Here is a 22,788-nt window from a genome sequence, read left to right as displayed (position 1 = left end):
ACCTGAATTTCTTGCATATCTTTTGAAAGAGGCAGCTTCGCCGCCCCTGACCGTTCCATGGTGTTACTGCTCGGGGGCTCCGGGGATGGTCTCCTCCAATGCGGCAGGGCGATTTGGGAATTCGGAATGCTCGTCCTCGGGGGTCTCGATGTCGGCATGCCAGGAGAATTCCTTGTCTCCAAGGTCCAATTTGACGTCGTCTCCTGCGATGACAGGGTAGCGGATCGGCTGTCCGGGCCTCAGGTCGGTATTGGCGACGCCGTCATCAATGATGATCTGCCCGCTGACCAGCACGTAGGGGATGCCCTTTGTGAAGGATCCGTTCATGCCCTTCTTCATCGAAGACGTCTCGGTGATCGTATCGGGGTTGAAGATCGTGATGTCCGCGATCATGCCCTCCTGCATACGGCCGCGTTCCTGCATCGCCCCAAGGCCCACTTTGGAGAAGTATTTGGCCGGGATGTAGGAAGCGTTGTTGACCAACTCCATCAGCGGAATGCCCTGCTCGCGCGCTTCGCGGAACACGATGCCATAGGTGCCCGCGTTGCGCGGGTGACCGCCATATTCTTTGAAGTCTGCTTCGATTGGCAACGGCTCCCCGTCAACGGTAAACCCGACAATGTCGTTGGCGATGGCAATATCCTTCATGTGGATCCAACGCTTGAGGTCCGCTTCGGGACGGACCGTGATGAAGATCGGCTTGCTTGGATCCTCTTTCTGCTGGCGAAAGAATTCTTCATCCGTCTCGTAAAGCTCACCGGTGCTGGTATCGAAGATGTCGCGTGTCGGCACAATATTGTTAGCCTCGATTTTGTCCGGCAGCAGTTGCGGGGTCGCGATATTCGGGTTTCCGGTGATGGCCGGATAGTACTCGGCAAAGATGTTCATTCCCTGCTGCTGAAGGCGGCGCGCCAGCTCATAGATCTCTTCCCAGCCCTGGTTCTGGATATGAGACAGGATCAGCGCCCCGTCCAAAGCAACCGCATTGGCAATCACTTCGTTTGCGCCCAGCGAGTAATAAAGCGGCAGGCTTTCGGTTGGGCCAAACCGCGTATGAGCCCCAAAGTAACGATTGTACTTCTTCGCCAGCTTCTGAAGCGCGAAAATCTCCTTCGGGTAGGTGTTATAGCCCATATAGCCGACCGTGGTGTTCACGGTGATCGCTCCGGCGCGAAGGCCCTTGTCATACATGGCCATGACCTGAGCCAGCTGGTTCTTTGAAGGGACATCCAGCGCCCAGCTGGCATGCCCGTCCTCTTCCTCGGCTGCGCCGCGGGATTTGAGGATGTAGGTCGGGTCGGATGCCAGTTCGACAGGAACCATGTCCATGATCACACGGCGGATTTCCTCGTGCCCCATGCCGGAGCCGTAGTTCAGAAAGGAGTTCCCCTCATACTTGTCGTAGAACAGGTCGGCGTCAGCCACGCCGCTTTCGGTGTCGAGAATCGTGGTGGTCCCATCATGGGCCATCATCTTCTGGTCGAACCCACCGAATGAATGCGAGTGTGTGTTGATGAAACCCGGCGCGACGACGTGGTCTGACACGTCGATCTCTCTTTTGCCGGAGATTGCATCCTCGGTGATCGCCGTGATCCTGTCGCCTGTCACGCAGACATTGCGCACCGCATCGAAATTGGTTTCCGGGTCCATGACCCGCCCATTCAGGATGGCAACGTCGCAGTCCTGGGCGAACGCCGCAGAGCCGCAGAGCGCCAAAAGTGAAGCAAGGGTCAGATGTTTCATCTGTGGTCCTTTCAAGGTTGTGTTCTTCGAAAGAAAACGCGGGTCGGGCGAGGGAGACCGCCCCGCGCTCTCCTCAGTCGAGCGTGTTCTTGTAGATCGCGCCGTCTTTCATGATGACGCGAATGCTCGGGACATCCTGTCCGCGCGGTTCGGCATCGAACCAGGAATCGACAGCGCCGATGGCCGAGATGTCTTCGAGTGGGTTCCCGTCGACGATGAGAATATCGGCATAAGCGCCTTCCTCAATCACGCCGAGCTTGCCTTCGGGATACGGATTGCCCCGCCCGGTCAGCGCCGCCAGTTCGCCGCCGTTCGAAGTCATCATCTGCAATGCCCAGAGGTTGCCGAACTCCCGCGCGACAAAGGCCTTCGTGAAGTCCATCGACTGCCGGTAGGGAACGCCGGTTAACAAAACATAATCGGAATCAAACACCATCTTCGGCTTGTATTTTCTTACAAGATCCATCAACTGCTTGCTGTTTTCCCGCAACCAAAGGAACTTCGCCGTTGGCGGAAAGGTCGGGTCCTGGTGCATCGGATGTTCCAGCGCCTCGGGAGCCAGTGCCGTCAGGTTGGGCGAAAAGAACGCCTCTTTCTCGACCAGTTTCTGCATCGTCGGTTCGGTAATGGTCAGGCCGTGATCCACCACTTTGACGCCAAGATCGAGCGCACGCGACAGATCGCTGTCCATGAAGACATGCATGGCGACATATGAGTCCATATCCCCAGCAACCTCGACCGCAGCGGAAATCTCGTCGTTTGTGAAAGCAGACTGATAGATCGGGTCCTTAATCGATGTCACGCCACCGCTGACCATGATCTTGAGATAGTTCGCCCCTAGAGCGAAATTCCTGCGCGCGCCCTGAAGCACCTCCGCCGGCCCGTCCACCAGTCTGGTGATCTCCAGACGTTCAAGATTGCTTTCGTTCTTGCGTTGACCCGCGATACCCCAGTCGCCATGTCCGCCTGTCTGGCTAAGGCATGCGCCGGAGGAATAAATTCGTGGGCCAGGTAGTGATCCTTCATCGATTACCGCCCGCAGTCCACCATGAGCGCCGCACATATCGCGGACGGTCGTGAAGCCCATCGCCAACATTTCCTGCGCGAACGCAGCGGCGCGTGCGCCGATCTCTTCCCATGTGGTGTCCTGAAGTCCGGGGATGGTGCCGTTCTTGTACATGTTCACATGCACATGGCTGTCGATCAGACCGGGCATGAGTGTACGACCATCACCGTCAATGACGGTAACGTTCACTTCTTTGGTCTCGATGCCGCGTTCTGTCTGGACGGTGAAGGAGTAGCCATCGATTCCACCGACTGGATCGGGCAACCGCTTGGATCCCCCAGTGCGCACATCGACTTCCCACTTCCCGCCTTCAGGGATGTCAGCGTCAATCTTGTGAATTTTGTTCTTGACGACGAGCACGTCGACGTCCTTCAGCCCGTCATTCACACCATCAAACACCATGACGTTTTTGAAGAGTGTAACTGGGGGGATATCAACTGCGGCCTCCTGTGCAAAAGCCGCGCTCGTTGCGAGAGCGACTGCGCCGGCCATCATTGTGGATTTGCCAAGGTATTTCATTTGCTTCCGTTCCATCGAGAGTCAGGGATGCGCGGGATGCCGAGGTAGGAACATCCCGCGCGACACTCAGTCGAGAGTGTTCTTGTAGATCACGCCGTCTTTCATGATGACCTTCAGGTTGGTGTCTGGCTCGGCCAGCAGCAGGATGTCCTCCAGCGGGTTGCCATCGACCAGCAGGAGATCTGCATAGGCACCTTCCTCGACCACGCCGAGCGGGCCATCCTGATACGGATTGTTCAGGCCGGTCAGACGGTTCATCCGCGCGCCGTTCGATGTAGCCATGCGAAGGATGTCGAACGGCTTGAAGTTGGCCTCGTGCAGGTACTTGAACTCGTCGCTCATCTTCTTGTCCTGCTCGAGCGTCTGGTCCCAGTTGTTGATGAGATCCGTGCCCAGTGTGTAGAGATCGATCATGCCCGGAGTGGTCTGGATCACCTCGATCATATTCGCGGCGGCGTCGCGTACGCTCTTCCACTTCTTGAAGGATGCCGGCGTGTAAAAGGCTTCCGCCTGTTCGGTCGTCACTGAGTAGACCGGTGCCACCGCTGTCGCGAACATGATCTGCTTATCGACCATGATCTCGGCGGCTTCCCTAGTCAGGAACGGGATGTGCTCAACGGTCTTGGCGCCATTGTCGATGCAATTGCGGATCGCCTGTTCTGTGAACACATGACAGGTAACGTACGTTCCCCATTGCTCAGCGGTCTTGACCGCCATCTGGATTTCGTCGGCCTGGTACTGAAGCGAGTGCAGCGGGTCGAATTCGGAGGTGACCCCGCCGCTGACCATGATCTTGATCTGCGTTGCCCCCCGGCGCAGGTTCTCGCGCACGGCCATGCGGATCTGCTCCGGGCCGTCCGCGATGAAGCTCATGTCTGTGTCGACCCAATGCGATGGCCCCTGACCCGACAGGGTTGGATGACGGTCGTTCAGCTTGCGGAAATCGGCGTGGCCCGAAGTTTGGGTGATGAAGGCTTCCGAGGAATAGATCCGCGGGCCGGGCGCCATGCCGCTGTCGATGATCCGGGCGATGGACTTGGCCGGGCCACCGAGGTCTCGAACAGTGGTGAACCCATTCATCAGGATGCGCTCGGACCGGATCGCGGCAACTCCGCCAAGATGGAAGGGCGTGATGTTTTGGCGCAACCCGTCGCTGAGCGGGTTGAATACCAACAGATGCACATGCTGGTCGTGCATCCCGGGCATCAGCGTGCGTCCGCCGCCGTCGATGATCTGGGCATTGGCCACGGCCAAAGGTTCGGTCGAGACCTCGGCGATCAGGTTGTCGATCACCAGCACATTGGCGTTCTCGATCCGCGCCTCGTTCACGCCATCAAAGACATGCACGTTGGTGAAGAGGATCGGAAAACTCTCCTCCTGTGCGACGGCGTGCGTGGGTGACAGAAGACCAGCGGCAAGGATTGCAGCCGTCAGAACGTGAGCCAGTTTTGGGACCATGAAGGCGTTCCTTTTGACGAATCACAGATGTCGCTTTTTCAGCGTGATTTTAGGGAACGCTCGGATTATTGCCTGACACCTTGTCAGGCGCTGGAAATTAGTTTTGGCAAACTGCAAGGTTTGAAAAGTTTTCGGTAGGACTCTCTGGCGCCTCCGCACTAGTTTTGAGGAACAGGAGGCGCGATGACGGGCGGACGTACCAAGAAATCGGACAAAGCATTGCCGCTTGTCAGAGCGTCGGTTGCGGGTCCGGTTGTCGCCGCCCTTCGCAAGGCGAGCATCGAACCGGCGTTTGTGCTCGATCCACTGGGGCTGTACGAAGCGCAGGTGATGGACCGTCAGAATTTCGTGCCACACGACACGGTCTACCGGATTTTTCAGGCGGTGGCCGACGCCACATCTCCGGAGTTTTGCGCCCAGGTCGGCCAGTCCGTCGATCTTGTTCGGTTTCTTCCGCTTGGCGACATGCTGGCGGAGGCGCTTACACTCGGGGATTTCTTCACAAGGTTCACGCAAGCCGTTTCTAAGGAATCCAATGCGGTCACGCAGTCACTCTTCGTTGAAGAAGAGCATGCGTATTTCAGTGCCAAACGGAACTTTTCTGTCTCGGCTTCACCGGGTCAGGCCGATGCGTTTCTGGCCAGCATCTGGATATCCCTGTTGCACCGGGTTCTGGACTTCAGATGGGACCCCCACCAGATCGTTCTGCGGGTCTGCGAACCGGACGCCCTTCCCAAGCAGTTTCATGGCGTCCGGGCAATCGAGTGCGGACCACAGGGGTTTTCGATCAGGTTTCCCTCAAGCTGGCTAAGCTTTCGGCTGACACAGGAAGCTTTGGAAAACCCACCAGACTTCAGGATTAAAGACAATGACCTGGCAGCCCCGCTGGACTTTCTCGCGGGACTGGAAGGCCTGATAAAGGTTCATCTGGCTGAACCGGGATTTGGTGTCGACGAGTTGGCCGACCTCTGCGGCTTTCATCGCGAAACGCTCAACAACCGGCTTAAGCCCTATGGCCTGACGGCCTCCCGGGTGATCGCCCGTATCAAGCAGGAAGAAGCTGAAAGCCTACTTGCGGAGGACAACTCGTCCGTTGGCGATACAGCGCTGAGGCTTGGGTACGTCGACCCCACTGCTTTCTCACGGGCGTTTCGGAAATGGACCGGCATGTCCCCGGCAGCCTTCAGACGATCAAACAGGGACGCTTAGCTATGGTCCTGAACATCGTCATCGGTCTGCTATCGGCGTTCTTTCTGTTCGCGTCATCGATCAAGATTTTCGGCTGGCAACAGAAGATTTTCCAAATCCAATTGGAAATGTTCGAAAGCTACGGGCTCAACCGGCAGATCATGTTTCTGGTCGGCTGTGCTGAGCTGTTCGGGGCCATAGCCATCTGGTTTCAATCGTCCTGGGTCGGCCCGCTTGGTGCGCTCGCCCTGCTGGGCACGTCTGTCGGCGCGATCTTCTGCCATCTCGTGTTCGACACGTGGAAACAAGGAGTTCCCGCGATGATAACAGCATCGCTATCAGCCATAGTTCTGAGCAATGGGTACGCTGGACTTCTAGACGTTCTTTGAGCTCAAAGGCCCTCCCATTCGTGATGACTTGACGTACAATGAAGTCCGGAAACGGCTGGTTGCCGTCGTTGCGTTCTACCGCGTCAGTGACCGGAAAGTCCGCAAAGCAGCCTTTCAACTGACTCAAGTTAAGGTCTGCTTTGTCGTCTTGCCCCGTTTCAGTGGACGGTTTGAAAGGACACGGTTGACCGATCTTCGAAATCAGCTGGACTTACGTTGCCAAGATATCCATGGCGACGCTTTCGATTGTAGAACACTTCAATATACTCGAACAGGTCGGCACGTGCTTCATCTCTGGTGCGGTAACGTACGCGGTTTACACGTTCGCGTTTGAGAGCGCCGAAGAAGCTTTCGAGGACGGCGTTGTCAAGAGCTTTAGTCTCAGATCGAAAAACCTTTTTCGGTCCTTGGCCGTTAGATCCGGGAACAGCTCCCTCTCACTGACTTGGCAGGCGACAAACAGACGTGTTTGCCTTTCAGTGAAATCTAAATCATTGATTTTGAGACAATTGAGTTATCTCGGTCATAGCAAAGTTGCCATTGACGAAACAAAGAACTTCCTTAGCGTAGTCGCTGACCTGACCGGCGGTGACGAACAGGTTGAGCGGTCGGCCTTGGCTGTCGCAGATGGCGTGCAGCTTGGTGTTCATGCCGCCTTTGGTGCGACCAATCAGGCGTCCACGCCCCCCCTCTTTCACGCCCAAGCTGGTCGCGGTTCTGTGCGCCTTGAGGTAAGTCGCGCCAATCATCACGGTCGTCTTTTCGCCGTGCTCAGCAGCAAGACTCACCATCATCCAGGCGAAGACGCCTTTGTCGCTCCATCGCTTCCAGCGGTTGTATAGCGTCTTGTGCGGGCCGTAGGCGGAGGGGGCGTCGCGCCACCGCAACCCATTGCGATTGATGAAGATAATGCCGATCAACACGTGCCATCTGCGCATCCGTCAGCCAGAAATGATCAGGCACATTCACAGCTCGGTTTTCGAACCGTGAACCACGCCGTTCCGAGGAAATCAATGGGTCCTGACCATAACATGACATTTGTCTTGCTATAAGAATTTTAAGCAAGAAATGCGTCCCAATTGGTACCGACGGCGTTTTGTATTTGATCTATCATTTTGGGTGCTCACAAGATGATGCTCTTGGTTGAAAGACCTCAACGCCCTTCAAATTCCCTTTGAGCTTCCGATAGAAACGATCAGAGTTCTTTTGCTTGATGGATTAACTACTTTTTTGGCAACGTGATGAACTCTTGGTCATCACCAGGCGGCAAGTGGAACCGTTGGTTGCTATCCCACGCCTCGGCCCTCCAAGCCTCCTTTGCTTCTTCGATACGCTCCTTGGAGGAAGCCACGAAGTTCCACCAGATATGACGGGGCCCCTCAAGAGTCTCACCGCCCAGCAACATCACTCGTGCGCCTCTTTCACCAGCTTTCATCGAAATGGGATCACCAGGGCGGAAAACCATCATCTGACTTGCCTCGAAGGTATCCCCGGCGACCGTAACCGAACCCTCGACGACGTACACGCCGCGATCCTCGTGATCATCAGGTAGTGGAATGCTGGCACCCGGTTGCAATATCGCATCGGCGTAAAACATCTCTGAGGCCGTCTCAACGGGCGCTCGTTCTCCGTATGCATTTCCAAGTATCAGGCGTACCTCTTTGCCTTCGCCTTCCATGAACGGCAGAGCATCTGCGGGTGCATGTTGGAACATTGGATCACGGTCTTCATGATCCTTTGGGAGGGCAACCCAAGTCTGAATACCGAAGAACGGCATTGGGTCTACTTGGGTTTCGTCGTCGGTTCTTTCTGAGTGCGTGATGCCATGTCCTGCGACCATCCAGTTGACTGCGCCCGGTTCGATCCAAGAGTCCGTCCCAAGGCTATCCCGGTGGTGCATACGACCACGATAGAGGTAGCTTATTGTAGCTAAGCCGATATGAGGGTGAGGGCGTACGTCCATGCCTTTTGTCGGCAAGAACTCCGCGGGTCCCATTTGATCGAAAAAGATAAAGCTTCCAACCATTTGGCGCTTTGGAGCGGGCAGGGCGCGGCGTACCTCGAAACCTCCCAGATCGCGGGCACGTGGGATGATGATGGTATCTATGGCATCCACGGCGTCACCTGCGGGGCAATGGGGATCTAGGGCAGGGTTCCAAGACATGGCGGTGTTTTCTCCTTTGGCTCTGCCGATAATATGGCGCATGGGAGTTTGAAGTGAACCCCAAGGGGCGCTCAGGGTTCGTGCGGGGTTACACACCTTTTCACTTAAACCAAACGATTTGCATTTAGGGGTAAAAATCTGAGCGGGATATGAATACGTGATCCTTCTCACTATCCCCCGTTACCCTCTTGGATCACTCGGGAAAAACCTGCAAGGTACCCACGGGATACTCGGGAAGGCCGTGCGTCGCCTTGGCAACCGCTGATCTGAGGGCATTTGATTGGCCCTAAATAACCTTCCGAATAAAACTCTTAGTGTATCGTCGACCTGTTCAGGCGACAGTAGAGTCTCGGAGTAAAGCTTGAAGACGCATCGATCTGTACTGCAAAGGTGGTGACCTTTATTTTTCCCGGGAGAGGTCCAAATGACTGTTCGCATCCGCAAACCAGTCTATTGACTAGAGCTGTCGGATGACTGCGTCGATCCCCTTCTCACGGACGCTGCGTGGTGCACGAATGTCTGCTCTAGAGGTGGTGCATAGGTAGCCGTATTGCACCCAGTTAGATCAAAAATCCCACTGGAATCCTGCCTCTTGGTCCGTCACGTCCCAAATCTTCTGACAACGGACACATTGAATGTGACTTCAACTGGAAACACAAAAAACGCCATATTGTTAAGATCATCACACTATCCATATCCAGTTAGCCTGAAAATTAGACGCTCCTTCCAAAGGCAGCTTCCAACCAAGCCTGAATGACTTGAAAAATCTGATCTATGCGTAAAACTTAAAGCATGAGTGAGTATTTTGATGAAATGTTCAACGGCGATGGATCACTCAGAGGTCCATACCAAGAGATCGGCCGCTGGTTCAATGCTGAAGACGTATCGCGACTGAGGGCGAAACAGCGCGAAGCCGAAGAAGTCTTTAGGCTAACGGGCATCACTTTTAACGTTTATGGAAAAGCCGAGGCTGAGGAACGCCTAATCCCATTTGATATCGTACCGCGTGTAATTTCAGCACGAGAATGGCAGCGGCTGGAACGCGGTATTGAACAACGGGTTCGGGCAATCAACGCATTTCTCCACGATATCTATCACCGCCAAGAAATCGTGCGTGCCGGACGCGTGCCCGCTGTGATGATTGCCGGGAACGAAGCGTTCCTGCCGCAGATGCTTGGCGTCTCGCCCCCTGGTCAGGTCTATACACACATTGTTGGAGTCGATCTGGTGCGAACCGGACCGGACGAGTTTTTCGTTCTGGAGGACAACGCCCGTACGCCATCCGGGGTTAGCTATATGCTGGAGAACCGGGAAACGATGCTAAAGATGTTCCCCGAGCTCTTCAGCGCGACTAATGTTCGGAATGTTTCGGATTACCCTCGCAATCTGAGACGATCTCTTGCTGCCTGCGCGCCGGCTTGCGCCGACGGGGAACCAAGCGTCGCGGTATTAACCCCGGGCATCTATAATTCAGCCTATTACGAACATGCGTTTCTTGCTGATCAGATGGCTGTGGAATTGGTCGAAGGCCACGACCTACGCGTTGTCGATGGGCGCGTCTGCATGCGCACCACCAGGGGCTATAAGCCCATCGACGTACTTTACCGCCGGGTAGATGACGAATTTCTGGACCCCCTGAATTTCAACCCCGATAGCGCCTTGGGCGTTCCGGGCATCCTGGACGTTTACCGCGCAGGAGGCATCACGATCGCCAACGCGCCAGGGACCGGTATTGCCGACGATAAGGCGATCTATTCCTACATGCCTGAAATCGTTGAATTCTACACGGGTGAGAAGCCCTTGCTGCAAAACGTCCCGACCTGGCGCTGCAGTGATCCCGTCTCTCTCTCCTACGTGCTGGACAACTTGTCCGATCTTGTCGTGAAAGAAGTACACGGGTCTGGCGGCTACGGAATGTTGATCGGACCGACCGCCAGCAAGAAAGAGATTTCGGTGTTCCGCGACAAGCTCAAATCGCGGCCCGGGAACTACATTGCTCAGCCGACTCTTTCGCTTTCGACGGTTCCGATCTTTGCTCGCTCGGGACTTGCGCCCAGACATGTTGACCTAAGGCCGTTCGTCTTGGTATCGCCCGAAGGGATCAAGATCACACCCGGCGGTTTGACCCGTGTGGCGCTTAAGAAGGGATCTCTCGTCGTGAACTCAAGCCAAGGTGGCGGGACCAAAGACACCTGGGTTCTGGAGGACTGACCATGCTGGGAAAAACTGCTGGCGGGTTGTTCTGGATGTCCCGGTATCTTGAGCGAGCGGAAAATACGGCGAGGCTGCTTGAAACAGGTCAGAGAATGGCGTTGACCCGTACAAAGAATTCTGCCGAGGAATGGGGTTCGGTTCTGAAAACGGCCGGGGTTCTGGATGGATACCACGCCAAATACGATGAGATTTCAAAAGACAATGCGGTCGATTGGGTGCTACGCGACGCTGATAACCCATCCTCGATCAAGTCGGTCATCAAGCAAGCCCGAGACAACGCGCGCCTTGTTCGGACCGCGCTGACCCACGATGTTTGGAGTGCGGTGAACTCCACCTGGATGCAGATCGATGAGGCGATGAAGCGGCGCGTGAATGAGAGGGATTTGCCAGCGACGTTGGAACTCATTCGCCAACAGGCGGCTCTGGTCCGTGGTGCCACATTGGGGACTATGCTGCGCAACGACATTTTCGATTTCACCCGCATCGGGACGTTTGTCGAAAGGGCCGACAATACCGGGCGCATTTTGGACGTGAAGTACTACGTTCTTCTGCCCACAGCCTTCTCGGTCGGCTCGTCGCTAGACAACATCCAATGGGAAAGCATCCTGCGTTCTGTCGGCGCTGGTGGTGGGTATCGAATGACCCATGGTGAGAAAACCCGGCCGTCTGATATTGCCCAATTTTTGATCCTGGATCAGCGAATGCCGCGCAGCCTTCACTTTTGCTGCAGAAAAATTCAAGAGAACCTGTCTTACCTACAGAAAGACTACGGCTTTGCCGGGCCTTCGTGCGAGGCATCAAATGCTCTCTACGAGAAATACCTGAATCAGAAAATTTCCGATATCTTTGAATTCGGTCTGCATGAGTACATTCAGGATTTTCTGACCGATCTCGGCAACTTAAGCCGTCAGATCGAGATTGATTATAGGTTCTACGAGTAGCCAATGAAACTGCACATTCGGCACGAGACACGATACGATTTCGACGCGCCGGTTCCTTTCGGACTGCAACAGCTGCGAAAAACACCAAAGTCATTTCGAAATCAGAGCATTGTAAGTTGGAGTACCCAGATCACCGGCGGGCGCAAAGAGCTTACATTTGAAGACTATCACCGCAACACGGTGGAATTGATCAGTTTCGAAGCAAACACTCAAAGCATCTCGTTGATCTCCGAAGGCGTTGTTGAAGTGAAAGACACGCACGGTGTTCTGGGGCGTCACGAAGGGTCGACGCCCTTGTGGCTGTTCAAAAGAAGCACTCCGCAGACATCGCCAGGGAAAGGAGTTGCAGAGCTGATAATCGCGTTGCCCAACAGCGATCCGCTGAAGCAGATGCATGCTCTGTCCGAAAAAATTCGAGCTCAGGTCTCGTACGAAATTGGAAGTTCGCACCCGGGCTGGAGCGCAGAAGATGCCCTCAAGGCCGAGCGCGGTGTGTGTCAGGACCACGCGCACATCTTCATTACCTGCGCGCGACAGCTCGGAGTGCCAGCACGCTACGTTTCGGGCTACTTGATGATGAACGAAACAGAGCTGCAGGACGCGACCCATGCCTGGGCCGAAGTGCATTTGGACGGGCTTGGCTGGGTGGGGTTTGACGTTTCAAATGGGATTTCACCCGACGATCGATACGTACGCGTCGCAACCGGGCTGGACTATGCCCAAGCCGCACCGGTAATAGGGAATAGAATTGGGACAGCGGGCGAGCAATTGACAGTGCAGTTGCAAGTCGCACAGCAGTAACGGAGAATTTGATGACCTATGCTGTGGGCATGCGGCTGAATCGCGGGCTGGTGTTCATGTCTGATACGCGCACGAATGCAGGCGTGGACAATGTTTCGATCTTCAACAAGATGTTCAACTGGACAGTCGAAGGGGACCGGTCGATCACTATCCTAACGGCCGGAAACTTGGCCACTACGCAGGCCACGATAAGCCTTCTGGAAGAACGAACAAAAGCGCCGGCAGATCGTTCACCATCGATCTTAGAAGTACCGACAATGTTTCAAGTTGCGCAACTGGTCGCGTCTACGCTGAACGACGTCATCGAAGAGCATGCCCGGTCTGGTCAGCAAGCTGACAGCGCTTTTCACGCGACACTCATTGTTGGAGGCCAGATCAAGGGCGGCCCGTCTCGTCTGTTTTTGATCTACCCTGAAGGAAATTTTATCGAGGCCGGCGACGACACCCCGTTCTTTCAGATCGGTGAGACAAAGTATGGTCGCCCTATTCTTGTGCGAGCCTATGATCCGGTAATGAGTTTTCCGGAAACCGTAAAACTCTTGCTGGTCAGTTTTGACTCCACGATTAAGGCCAATCTGTCTGTCGGGGCTCCGCTTGACCTGCTTCTCTACGATGAAGACAGCCTTGATGGCGGTACGCGGTCAAGATTCGAATCCGACGACCAGTACTTTCGCATTGTTTCCGATGGATGGGGTGACGCGTTGAAATCGGCCTTGGCCAAACTTCCAGAATACAGATCCGGGCGAAAATCAAACGAGTGAGCGACCGCTTTGTCCGCATAGCAGTCATTCATGACAAGTGCAGCGTATGACCGCTTTGAGCCCAAAGCAGACTTTAACGCAGTTACAGCAGTTGGCATTACGGCCGTCGGACCTTCACTACGTGGGAGGAATAATCACATCGCTCACTGCCTCGACATTCACCTTGGAAAAGCACTAAATTTAGAGAGAAGTGAATGCGCATCCCACATCAGAATTTGCCGTGTCGACGATTTCCGCTTTGCTTCAACGTAATTGGCGTTTTGAATCATTGCCCGCGTCTAGAAGCGAAGTACTTAAGCGCCTTGGTTGGCGTTTCGATCTGGGCATAGTCGGTCTCAGGTATCGACACGCCTAAGCGCGCGTGCAGGGCTGTCACAAGGTTCAGAATATCCATCGAGTCGAGCTCCAGATCATCTTGCAGATGGTCATCATCAGACACATCCGCCGGTTTTATGTCCGGCGCGATTTTGTGGATTTCCTCCAGAAAGGCCTGTCTAATCTCACTGTCGTTCATAGTTCCTCCGGTCTCGAAAGCTTTTCGGCCAACACTGTAAGGAATTTTGAGGCCTGCCTGCCGTCGCAGACGCGGTGGTCTGCAGAGAGCACAAAGTTCGTGACCTCACGGGGGGCAACTTTCTCCCCATCCACCCAAGGGCGGATTTGTGGGGCGCCGACCGCCAAGAGGACAACCTGAGGAGGGAAGATCACTCCCGTCATACTGTCGGCACCACTCTCACCAAGGCTGGAAATTGTGAACGTTCCGCTGGTCAGTTCTGAACTACGCAATCGTCCAGATCGAGCACGGGTCACCAGATCACGCATCCCTTCCATGACCTCCTCAAGGGACATACGGTCTGCGTTGAAGAGCGCTGGGGCGACCAGTCCGCCGCCACGGAGGGCGATGGCGACTCCTGTATTGATCTTGTTACAGGGGACAAATGCTCCATTCACAACATGACCGTTCAGCGATTTGACGGTCTGCGCTGCGAGGGCGGCGGCCTTCACGATGGCCGCGCCGAGCAATATCCGTTCTGCCGGGGGCCGGTCCTTGTTGCGTGCGGCCAGCCATTCAGACAGGCCCTGAGTTTCAATCGTGTGTGAGACGTAGAAATGTGGAATTTCCTGCTTTGCGCGCGTCATCGCTGCGGCAACCGCCTTGCGCATTTCGGATAGGCCGTCTGTGGCTTGTTTGGAACTGGCCGCGTTTTTCGCGAAGATCTCAACATCGGCCAAAACAACTGCCCCATCCGGGCCGCTGCCTCGGAGTTCAGACAGCTTGAGGCCAGCATGCCGTGCTGCAACGCGGGCCGCCGGGCTGGCTGCCATAACCGCCGCCGGTCTGGGTGGCGTGGCCGAGACCTTTTGTGCATCAGGGCCATGAGATGGGATGCCTGGAAGCGCAGTGTCGGACGGGTCTGGCAAAACCGCTGGCGCTTCCGGCGCGTCCTCTCCTATACGGGCTAGCGGTTCTCCCACGGGAACGGTTTGACCGACTTGCGCCAGTAATTCTGAGACGCCCCCGGCTTCAAAGCTCTCGATTTCTATGGCGCCTTTCTGTGTCTCTACCACGGCGACGACATCCCCCCGGTGCACCTCGTCCCCTGGCTGAATCAGCCACTCGACCAACGTACCGGCCTCCATATCTGCACCTAGCGAGGGCATCCGAAAAATACTCATGTCAGCTTTGCCCCATCACACTCTTGGCCGCCGCGACAATCGCAGGAACCTGTGGTATCGAGGCGTCTTCCATATGTTTCGGGTAAGGGATCGGAACTTCTTCCGAACACACCCTTTCAACTGGGGCATCGAGCGTCCAAAAGACCTGTTCGGTGATCCGGGCCGAGATTTCAGCTGCCAGCGAGCCGCTGCGCCATCCTTCGTCAACAATGACGGCGCGGCGCGTCCGGGCAACCGATCCCATGATTGTTTCGTCGTCAAGCGGACGTAGCGAGCGCAGGTCGATGACTTCAGCGCCAATCCCTTCTAAGGCTAGCGAATTTGCCGCCTCTAATGTCTTGTGGAGCGACCCGCCATAGGTAATCAGCGTTAGGTCTTTGCCCGGCCTGCGAATAGCCGCGCGGGAAATGTCGACAGGGCCTGCGCCCGAGTCAATTTGACCGCTCAGATTGTAGAGCACAACATTTTCGAAGATAAGGACTGGATCGGGATCCTGCAGAGCGGTCCAAAGCATGCCGCGCGCATCTCCCAGCGTCGCAGGCGCGAGGACCTTAAGTCCCGGAATATGGGCGTACCATCCTTCAAGGCTATGGGAATGCTGGGCCGCGAGTTGCTTGCCCGCCCCGGTTGCCATACGGATGACCATCGGTACGCCGAACTGCCCTCCGGACATGTGCCGGAGGGTGGCTGCGGTGTTCAAAATCTGGTCGAGGGCCAAAAGGCTGAAGTTGACGGTCATCAGTTCAACTACGGGGCGCATCCCGGCACATGCAGCCCCGATCCCAGCCCCGGTGAAGCCTGACTCGGAGAGCGGCGTGTCACGCACCCTGTCCGCGCCGAATTTGTCCATCAGACCTTTGGAGACGGCATAGCATCCGCCATATGCACCGACGTCCTCGCCCATGAGGAAGACACGGGGGTCGCGAGCCATGGCGTCGGAAATCGCGGCCCTAATGGCTTCACGATAGGTGGTCTCGACCAGCTCACCGGTAGGGGAAGAGGCCTCAACAGTTGTCGCGGATGGCGCCATTACGTCCTTAGTTAACGACGACACAGGCTCCCAGGTGCCGGCCTCGGAAAAAGCGACGGCTTCGTCGATTTCAGCATCAGCTTGCTTTTCGAACTCCCGGATTTCTTCTTCGTGGATCAGCCCATTTTCTAAGAGCCATGACTGGAAGCGCAGAATTGGCCCCTTATTACGCCATTCCTCAACTTCGTCCTTTGGTCGGTAAAGTTGGGCATCAAACATCGAATGCGCCCGGAAACGGTAAGTTCTACATTCAAGAAATACTGGCTTTCCCGTTTCGCGGATTTCCTGCAGCGCCTGTGTTGCGGCCACTTCGACCGCGACAATGTCCATACCATCGACCACACGCGCCTCGAGCCCATAAGCGGCGGCCTTGCGGCTGACATCGGTCTCAGACTCGGAGCGCGCCAGAGCCGTCCCCATTGCGTAGCCATTGTTTTCGCAAACAAAAAGAACAGGTAGCCGCCACAGTGCCGCGAGGTTAAGAGTCTCGTGAAACTCGCCCTCGGCCACGGCGCCTTCGCCAAAGAAGCAGGCCGTCACGCCTGTGTCGCCGCGCATCCGTTCGGCTAGAGCCAGCCCCGCAGCCAAAGGGAGACCGCCACCGACAATGGCATTGCCGCCATAGAAGTTCGTGGCGGCGTCAAACAGGTGCATCGAACCTCCGCGTCCGCCCGAGCAGCCTTGGGTCTTGCCATACATCTCGGCCATGACCGAGGACATTGAGACGCCGCGCATCAGCGCATGTCCGTGCTCTCGGTACGTGGCGACGACGCGATCTTTGTCCGACAAGAGCGGGATAATCCCAGCGGCAATCGCTTCCTCTCCATCATAGAGGTGCAGGAAGCCGCGAATTTTTTCCTGAGTGTATAGCTCCGCACATTTGTCTTCGAAACGTCGGATACGGATCATGTCACTCAGCAAGCGTTTCACATGGTCGCGGTCCAGTCTTGGTTTGCTTGTGGTCATTTCTCGTCCGTCTCCAATGTAGAGATGTCACCTTCTGGCAGACCAAGTTCGCGCGCCTTCAAAAGGCGGCGCATGATCTTGCCAGAGCGGGTCTTGGGCAGGGCATTTCGGAAAACGATCTCGCGGGGGGCCACAGCCGCTCCAAGCCGTTTGCGGGCAAGGCCGCGAATGTCGCGCTCTAGCTCCTCATCCTCGGTTTGGCCGGGATTCAGGGTCACGAAGGCTTTGACGATTTCGCCCGCAGTCTCGTCTGGAATACCAATCACAGCGGCCTCGGCGATGGCTTCATGCTCAATCAGCGCACTTTCAACCTCGAAGGGGCCGACCAGATGGCCCGACGTTTTGATTAGGTCATCGGCTCGACCGACGAACCAGAAATACCCATCACTGTCCCGCATCGCGAGATCGCCTGACAAGTACCAGCCATCATTAAAGCATTTTTCGTACCGCGCCTGTTCGTGAAGATAGTCCCGCATCATCGAGGGCCAACCCGGTCGCAGAGCAAGCTCTCCGATCTCGCCATCCGGTAATTCTCGCAAGCCCCCGTTGTCTGGTTCCACAATGCCGACAACAACGCCAGGCAGGGGTCTGCCCATCGATCCAGGCTTGATGTCATGCGCTCTAGTATTGGCAATCATGATGCCGCCGGTTTCTGTCTGCCACCAATTGTCGTGGAACGGTCGACCGAATACCTCGTTGGACCAGACCACGGCTTCGGCGTTCAGAGGCTCACCGACGCTTGCAAGAAACTGCAGAGCGCTGAAGTCGTACCCGCGTGCGACCTCACTGCCAGCGCGCATCATCATGCGGATGGCTGTTGGGGCTGAATACCAGACCTCAACGCGTTCCCTTTCAACGATCCCATACCAGCGTTCGAGATTGAACTCTGCCTCGTCCACAATCATCGTCACGCGGTTCACCAGTGGTGAGATAATTCCGTAGGTCGTTCCGGTGACCCAGCCCGGGTCAGCGGTGCACCAGTAGGTCACGCCGGGCTGCAGTTCGAGTGCGTAACGACCGGAGAGCGCGTGGTGCTGAACTGCGCCATGCACGTGAACCGCACCTTTTGGCCTCCCGGTGGTACCCGAGGTAAAATGAATCAATGCCGGGTCTTCCGTCTGTGTATGGACCGCCAGAAATTCTGTCGAGGCCTCTTGCAATGCCGGGGCCAGAGCGACGCAATCATCAGGAGCTTCGTCGCCAACGATGAGGACCAGACGCAGCGACGTCATTTCCTGACGCCACGATGCGATTTTGCGTTTGTAGAGTGACTTAGTCGTGACCAGAACATTGGCATCGCCGATTTCCATCCTGGTTCTCAGGGGTTCCGGCCCAAAGGCGGCAAAGAGTGGCGTAAAGACCATCCCGGCCTTTAAAGTGCCAAGGGCTGCAGCATAAAGCTCAGGCCGGCGCCCCATCGCGACAAAGACGCGGTCTCCTTTTTGTTGTCCGTGGTCATAGAGCAGATTTGCAAATCGCGACGACATGGCTGCGAGATCGCTATAGCTGAGCGTTTGCTGCGCTCCGTCCTTGGATAGCCATATCAGGGCAGTATAGTCTCCATGCCCCTGAGCTACGTGGCGATCGACAGCTTCAAACCCGATGTTGATCGAGCCATCTGGCAAACCTGTGAGAAGTTCGCGGCCAAGGTCGTGTGTCGGCTGCTCTAGGGCATCCGAGGTTGGTTGCCAACACGCAGCGGCGCGCTCTTCGGGTGATTTCCGGATGGTGCTCATTGCTACATCCTCCCACAGAAAGTCTGGCGGGGAGATCTGGGGGAAGACAATGACTCAAATCAAAGCGCGCAATATGGACTCATCTAAACCGATCTTTAACGTTTCGGGCAAGGTCAGTGCGCGCGCGATTATGTACGTACCATGGTTTGTTAGGACTACATCAGGTCCTTATGGCCTTTTACATCTTCAATGATAGACTTGTGCATCGTTTCGACCGACTGGAAGCACATTTTGAAGGCCTCCCCGAATATCCGATTGTCACCTAATGCACGGACCTGCATATCTAACCGCGTGCAAGATCGCATAAAGAACCGCGGCAAGGCCGGTCTTTCCAGTGGGCAGCATGATTAGTGATTTTGCCCCGGATGCGTCTTTCTTGACCATTGTGCTGGCCGGAGTTGTTATCTTCGCAGCCTCTTTTGCTCGGGGTTATTCGGGGTTTGGGTTCTCGACTATTCTGATGGTGGGCTTGCTCCCGGTCATTCCCGCTTCACAACTCGTGCCATTGTCCATTGCGCTTGAAATTCTCGCGTCCAGTAGTCAGGCGCCGCGTATCCTGCCTGATATCAACCGCCGTTATCTCGGCATTCTTCTTGGCGCCAGCCTGATTGGTGCGCCAGCCGGTATTTTTCTACTGTCCTATGTCGCGGAAAGTACACTGCGGATGATTGTCTACGGTGTGGTGTTTGCCTCAACGGGGTTGCTGCTCTTGTCTGCTTCCCGGCCTGTATCCATTACGATGCCGAGGTTGGTTCTGGCTGGCCTTATCGCCGGGGCGGCAAATGGGGCGACCGCGCTGAGCGGTCTTGTATTGGCTTTGTTCTTCACCTCCTCGACTATTGAGTCAACAGCGATGCGGGCAACGCTTATCGCCTATCTCTTCTTCGTAGATCTGATTACAGGAGGGTTGCTTTTCGCCGCCGGCCACTTTGAAACAATTACGTTCTGGCTAATTCTGGCGGCAATACCCGTGATGCTGGCGGGCATTTGGCTGGGCTCGCGCCATTTCTTCGCCACGCCATCGGACTCGTTCAAGACAAGGGTCCTCTGGCTTCTGCTCGCCTTTTGTATCGCGGGTGTAGGCCAGATGCTAGTTTACGGCTTTCGATAAATTTCCATTTCGTCGGGTATCGACAAATTCGGGGAACGGCGAAAGGGAGATTTGGCCAAATGATTGGCGTAGCAGTATAAAGAACTGTCATCGCTTTAAGCTCACGGCCGAATGTGCCGGTATACGCGCGTCGAAAAAAACAACTGATTGGTGCTTGAAACAAGCGCCAATTCAGTAAACGCCATAGGCGAACTGCTTTTTCTACTCTTTCAGTTCTCAACATGTTTGGTCCATCGGTGTCATGTAGCAAGTCAGTCCAAACATTTGAGCAAGTAGAGTTCCTACGCCATGATTTGAATCAATGAGACATGTACGTTGCGGTAGTAGAAATATCGAGATCAGAAAGCGCCCGGGTTTGGGATGTGGTATCTGCTGAGAATCTTGGCGCTGCACGAACGTTGGTTGAGGTTAGTGTGCGGTCTTCCTGGAGGTCGAAATTCGCGCCATGCGGTGTTTTTGCGATCCAAAAATTTGGATTGATTGAATGATCAAGTACTACCTACCGGTCGCAATTGGCGCGCTACTAATTGCCTTTTGGGTAAGTCCTGACGCGCAGGTGGTTGCAGCTGGGATCGCTATCTTTTTGTTTGGCATGCTTATGCTTGAAGACGGTTTCAAGCTACTTGGAGGCGGAACACTAGAACGAATGCTTCAGCGGGCGACAAAATCCGTTTCGCGATCTCTCTTATTCGGTTTCGTCTCTACTGCGTTGTTGCAGTCCAGTTCACTGGTTTCGGTCATAACGATTTCATTTTTAAGTGCTGACCTGATTTCTCTGGTCGGTGGGGTGGGCATAATCTTTGGGGCCAATATCGGAACGACGACGGGTGCGTGGTTGGTTGCCGGGCTAGGATTGAAGGTGAATATCGCAACCTATGCCATGCCAATTATCGGCCTTAGCATAATCCTTGTGTTTCAGAAGCCGAAGGTGCTCCGTGGGATTGGTTACGCTCTTGGCGGACTGGGTTTTCTGTTCCTAGGCATTCATTACATGAAAGAGGGTTTCGACGCGTTCAAGGACCAGGTCGATCTAATGCGATTTGCTTTGTCGGGATTTTGGGGGCTGGTGGTCTATTGTTTGTTGGGGACTGCCGCAACCGTGATTATGCAGTCGAGCCACGCGACGATGGTGCTTACTCTCACTGCGCTTGCCGCTTCACAAATTAGCTATGAAAACGCGCTGGCTCTCGCGATCGGGGCTAATATTGGAACCACGATTACGGCGATTATTGGCTCGATCAGCGCCAATTTTCAGGGCAAGCGACTGGCATTGGCGCACCTGATCTTCAATACAATAACTGCGGCGGTAGCTTTGGTTTTCATAGTCCCGCTACGTGAGATGGTTGACATGATCAGTGGTGCCGTGGGTATCGGTGCGGAAGATTTTGCTCTGAAGTTGGCAGTGTTCCATACTATCTTTAACGTGCTCGGCGTCTTGCTCATGTTACCATTGATGCGGGGGCTGATCTCCTTTCTAGAACGCAGTATTATCGAACCAATCCCGGATGTTAGTCAACCGCGTTACCTGAACGATGCGGCCGATGATTTCCCACAAACTCTTGAGATTGCACTTCGAAAGGAGGTCATGCACCTATACGAAAACGCGATGACGTTGATCTTGCATGGCCTGAATCTGCATAGGAAGGATGTGCTTAGCGCGAACAGCGTTGCAGAGGTGGTTCGAAGCAGTCGAACACCTACCGACATGGATATTGAGGAAAGCTACCGGCGCAAGATCAAGACACTCTATTCCGCCATTGTCGAATTCTCGACGCGCGTCGGGGAAAAACGTGTCGAACCAGATGTAGCGGAACGAGTTTATGCCCTGAGAGATGTCGCTGGCGACATCGTTCAAGCGGTTAAGTCGGTCAAACACCTGCGAAAGAATATCTTGCGTCACACTGTACGGTTTTCCGGGAGTGCAACCGAACTGTATGATGACCTCCGTACTGAAATTGCCAGAATACTCATTGAAATTAAAAAACTTGAAGAAGCAGAACCGGGTGAGCGTAGTGCGCTCTGGCTTGATCAGGAACGTGCGCAAATAGAAGAAGATGCTCGGACCGCTGCGCGCCGTGTAGAACAGCTCATTCGAAAAAACCAACTCACTCCCGATGCCGCAACTTCATTTCTCAACGACTCGGATTATGCCTATAGCGCGATGCGTAAGCTGATCGAAGCAGCGAGAACCTTTTACATCGAACGAGACAGCGCCATGGCCGAAGTCGAACGTTTGTTGGCTTTAGAAGAAGAAGAACTCGGTGAGTATAAGATTGAAACCGATGCGCTCTCTAAGGAAGAAGAATCCGAAAAACATCACAGTAAAGTCGTAGAAAGCAAATAGCATGCTGAAATTGTGCGACGATCTGCGGGGGGTATTAAGATGGGATTGAAAAAACTTGCTGAAAAAATGGTCGAGTACAACTCGCGTCTTGAGGCAGGCAAAGCGGAGAAAATTAAATCCAGCCATGTTCAAAAGGTACTCAAAAAGCTGCGCAAGAAGGTGGCAGATCTTGAAGCCGAAATTAATTTGGAGAAGAATTCTGACAGGAAAGCCAGACTGGTTCGAAAACTCGGAACAGCGCACGAGAGTGTCAAACGGGCTGAGTGGCTGTTGAGCAAAATTGACTAATACTCTGGTTCAGGCTTTAAAAATTTGAGGACTCGCGACGAGTGCCTTGGTGGCCATTTTGAACCTGATGCCAACACACCTAAGCAACTGGAGTGCCACATTTTATTTGGACCACCGTTACGTCTGAGAAACGGAGGGCCGAGAATGGCGAACAAGAGACATAAGCCGGAAGAAATAGTTAAGAAGCTGCGGCAAGTTGATGTGCTTGTCGGCCAGGGAATGATGCGTGTAGATGCGATCCGCGAGGTTTGCATATGGTGGCGAAATGCCAATCTTTGGCGCGGTGTTTGAGACAGACCAACAAATCGCGGTGGCTTTGCCCAATGGGCAATCTATGATGGTTGGCCTGCCGTTGGCGAATTTGCTCGCTTTTCTTGAATCGATCCAGTCTG

General features: G+C 54.9%; 18 protein-coding genes and 2 pseudogenes. 10 read left to right on the top strand and 10 right to left on the bottom strand.

Going from position 1 to position 22,788, the window contains the following annotated elements:
* Positions 1-63: 63 nt before the first annotated feature.
* The 3 genes from ACR0MI_RS22490 to ACR0MI_RS22480 all read right to left on the bottom strand — a co-directional run bounded on the left by ACR0MI_RS22490 (position 64) and on the right by ACR0MI_RS22480 (position 4,786).
* Positions 64-1,743 carry an amidohydrolase family protein gene (locus tag ACR0MI_RS22490; RefSeq protein ID WP_170817046.1) on the bottom strand — a complete coding sequence of 560 codons (1,680 nt, stop codon included), beginning with the start codon at positions 1,741-1,743 and terminating at the stop codon, positions 64-66.
* A gap of 73 nt (positions 1,744-1,816) precedes the next feature.
* Entirely contained in the window at positions 1,817-3,328 is a 1,512-nt protein-coding gene (locus ACR0MI_RS22485; protein ID WP_170817045.1) for a metal-dependent hydrolase family protein, read from the bottom strand.
* Positions 3,329-3,394: 66 nt separating this feature from the next.
* Positions 3,395-4,786 (bottom strand): metal-dependent hydrolase family protein, encoded by a 1,392-nt coding sequence (locus tag ACR0MI_RS22480; protein WP_170612071.1) that lies wholly within the window; start codon positions 4,784-4,786, stop codon positions 3,395-3,397.
* A gap of 183 nt (positions 4,787-4,969) precedes the next feature.
* Between ACR0MI_RS22480 and ACR0MI_RS22475 the strand changes: the two genes are divergently transcribed.
* Together ACR0MI_RS22475 and ACR0MI_RS22470 are read left to right on the top strand one after the other, a co-directional pair.
* Entirely contained in the window at positions 4,970-5,995 is a 1,026-nt protein-coding gene (locus ACR0MI_RS22475; protein ID WP_170817044.1) for a helix-turn-helix domain-containing protein, read from the top strand.
* A 2-nt stretch (positions 5,996-5,997) separates the two neighbouring features.
* The gene (locus ACR0MI_RS22470) at positions 5,998-6,363 is read left to right on the top strand and encodes a DoxX family protein (RefSeq protein WP_170612068.1); all 366 of its coding nucleotides are present in this window, start codon (positions 5,998-6,000) and stop codon (positions 6,361-6,363) included.
* Between the two features lie 158 nt (positions 6,364-6,521).
* Here the strand turns inward: ACR0MI_RS22470 and ACR0MI_RS22465 are convergent.
* The 3 genes and pseudogenes from ACR0MI_RS22465 to ACR0MI_RS22455 form a co-directional block, all read right to left on the bottom strand.
* Positions 6,522-6,734, bottom strand: a pseudogene (locus ACR0MI_RS22465) (IS3 family transposase); the annotation flags it as partial.
* A 195-nt stretch (positions 6,735-6,929) separates the two neighbouring features.
* A pseudogene (locus ACR0MI_RS22460) lies at positions 6,930-7,286 on the bottom strand (IS5 family transposase); the annotation flags it as partial.
* A 299-nt stretch (positions 7,287-7,585) separates the two neighbouring features.
* On the bottom strand, positions 7,586-8,527 hold the full coding sequence (locus ACR0MI_RS22455; protein ID WP_170613859.1) for a pirin family protein: 942 nt from the start codon (positions 8,525-8,527) through the stop codon (positions 7,586-7,588).
* A gap of 792 nt (positions 8,528-9,319) precedes the next feature.
* Here ACR0MI_RS22455 and ACR0MI_RS22450 point away from each other — a divergent pair.
* Genes ACR0MI_RS22450 through ACR0MI_RS22435 form a run of 4 tightly spaced genes read left to right on the top strand, consistent with a single transcriptional unit; the run spans position 9,320 to position 13,244 of the window.
* Positions 9,320-10,738, top strand: coding sequence for a circularly permuted type 2 ATP-grasp protein (locus ACR0MI_RS22450; RefSeq protein ID WP_170613860.1), 1,419 nt, complete (start codon positions 9,320-9,322; stop codon positions 10,736-10,738).
* A gap of 2 nt (positions 10,739-10,740) precedes the next feature.
* Entirely contained in the window at positions 10,741-11,682 is a 942-nt protein-coding gene (locus tag ACR0MI_RS22445) for an alpha-E domain-containing protein (RefSeq protein ID WP_170613861.1), read from the top strand.
* 3 nt (positions 11,683-11,685) lie between these two features.
* Complete coding sequence (locus tag ACR0MI_RS22440) at positions 11,686-12,483, top strand: transglutaminase-like domain-containing protein (protein ID WP_170613862.1); 798 nt, start codon at positions 11,686-11,688, stop codon at positions 12,481-12,483.
* Positions 12,484-12,494: 11 nt separating this feature from the next.
* The gene (locus ACR0MI_RS22435; protein ID WP_170613863.1) at positions 12,495-13,244 is read left to right on the top strand and encodes an Ntn hydrolase family protein; all 750 of its coding nucleotides are present in this window, start codon (positions 12,495-12,497) and stop codon (positions 13,242-13,244) included.
* 265 nt (positions 13,245-13,509) lie between these two features.
* Here ACR0MI_RS22435 and ACR0MI_RS22430 read toward each other — a convergent pair whose 3' ends face one another.
* Genes ACR0MI_RS22430 through acsA form a run of 4 tightly spaced genes read right to left on the bottom strand, consistent with a single transcriptional unit; the run spans position 13,510 to position 18,653 of the window.
* The gene (locus tag ACR0MI_RS22430) at positions 13,510-13,758 is read right to left on the bottom strand and encodes an acyl carrier protein (protein ID WP_170485688.1); all 249 of its coding nucleotides are present in this window, start codon (positions 13,756-13,758) and stop codon (positions 13,510-13,512) included.
* Positions 13,755-14,921 (bottom strand): dihydrolipoamide acetyltransferase family protein, encoded by a 1,167-nt coding sequence (locus tag ACR0MI_RS22425; RefSeq protein WP_170619902.1) that lies wholly within the window; start codon positions 14,919-14,921, stop codon positions 13,755-13,757. The genes ACR0MI_RS22430 and ACR0MI_RS22425 overlap by 4 nt, the downstream gene beginning before the upstream one ends.
* A 1-nt stretch (position 14,922) precedes the next feature.
* Positions 14,923-16,917, bottom strand: coding sequence for a pyruvate dehydrogenase (acetyl-transferring) E1 component subunit alpha (gene pdhA / locus ACR0MI_RS22420; RefSeq protein ID WP_170617459.1), 1,995 nt, complete (start codon positions 16,915-16,917; stop codon positions 14,923-14,925).
* A complete protein-coding gene (acsA, locus tag ACR0MI_RS22415) occupies positions 16,914-18,653 on the bottom strand; it encodes an acetate--CoA ligase (protein ID WP_170617457.1) in 1,740 nt (579 codons plus the stop codon). The genes pdhA and acsA overlap by 4 nt, the downstream gene beginning before the upstream one ends.
* A 343-nt stretch (positions 18,654-18,996) precedes the next feature.
* On the opposite strand from acsA, the gene ACR0MI_RS22410 reads away from it, so the two are divergent.
* The 4 genes from ACR0MI_RS22410 to ACR0MI_RS22395 all read left to right on the top strand — a co-directional run bounded on the left by ACR0MI_RS22410 (position 18,997) and on the right by ACR0MI_RS22395 (position 22,687).
* Positions 18,997-19,764 (top strand): sulfite exporter TauE/SafE family protein, encoded by a 768-nt coding sequence (locus ACR0MI_RS22410; RefSeq protein ID WP_170617455.1) that lies wholly within the window; start codon positions 18,997-18,999, stop codon positions 19,762-19,764.
* Positions 19,765-20,248: 484 nt separating this feature from the next.
* Positions 20,249-22,108, top strand: a complete 1,860-nt coding sequence (locus tag ACR0MI_RS22405; protein WP_170619904.1) for a Na/Pi symporter — start codon at positions 20,249-20,251, stop codon at positions 22,106-22,108.
* Between the two features lie 39 nt (positions 22,109-22,147).
* Positions 22,148-22,396: a hypothetical protein gene (locus ACR0MI_RS22400; protein ID WP_480855630.1), complete on the top strand. Its 249-nt coding sequence runs from the start codon at positions 22,148-22,150 to the stop codon at positions 22,394-22,396.
* A 144-nt stretch (positions 22,397-22,540) separates the two neighbouring features.
* Positions 22,541-22,687: a hypothetical protein gene (locus ACR0MI_RS22395; protein ID WP_170617449.1), complete on the top strand. Its 147-nt coding sequence runs from the start codon at positions 22,541-22,543 to the stop codon at positions 22,685-22,687.
* Positions 22,688-22,788: the final 101 nt, after the last annotated feature.

The sequence above is a fragment of the Ruegeria sp. D4 genome (genome assembly GCF_056534475.1).
The sequence above is the reverse complement of the archived record's forward strand: the minus strand, read 5'-3'. Positions and strand labels throughout refer to the sequence as shown.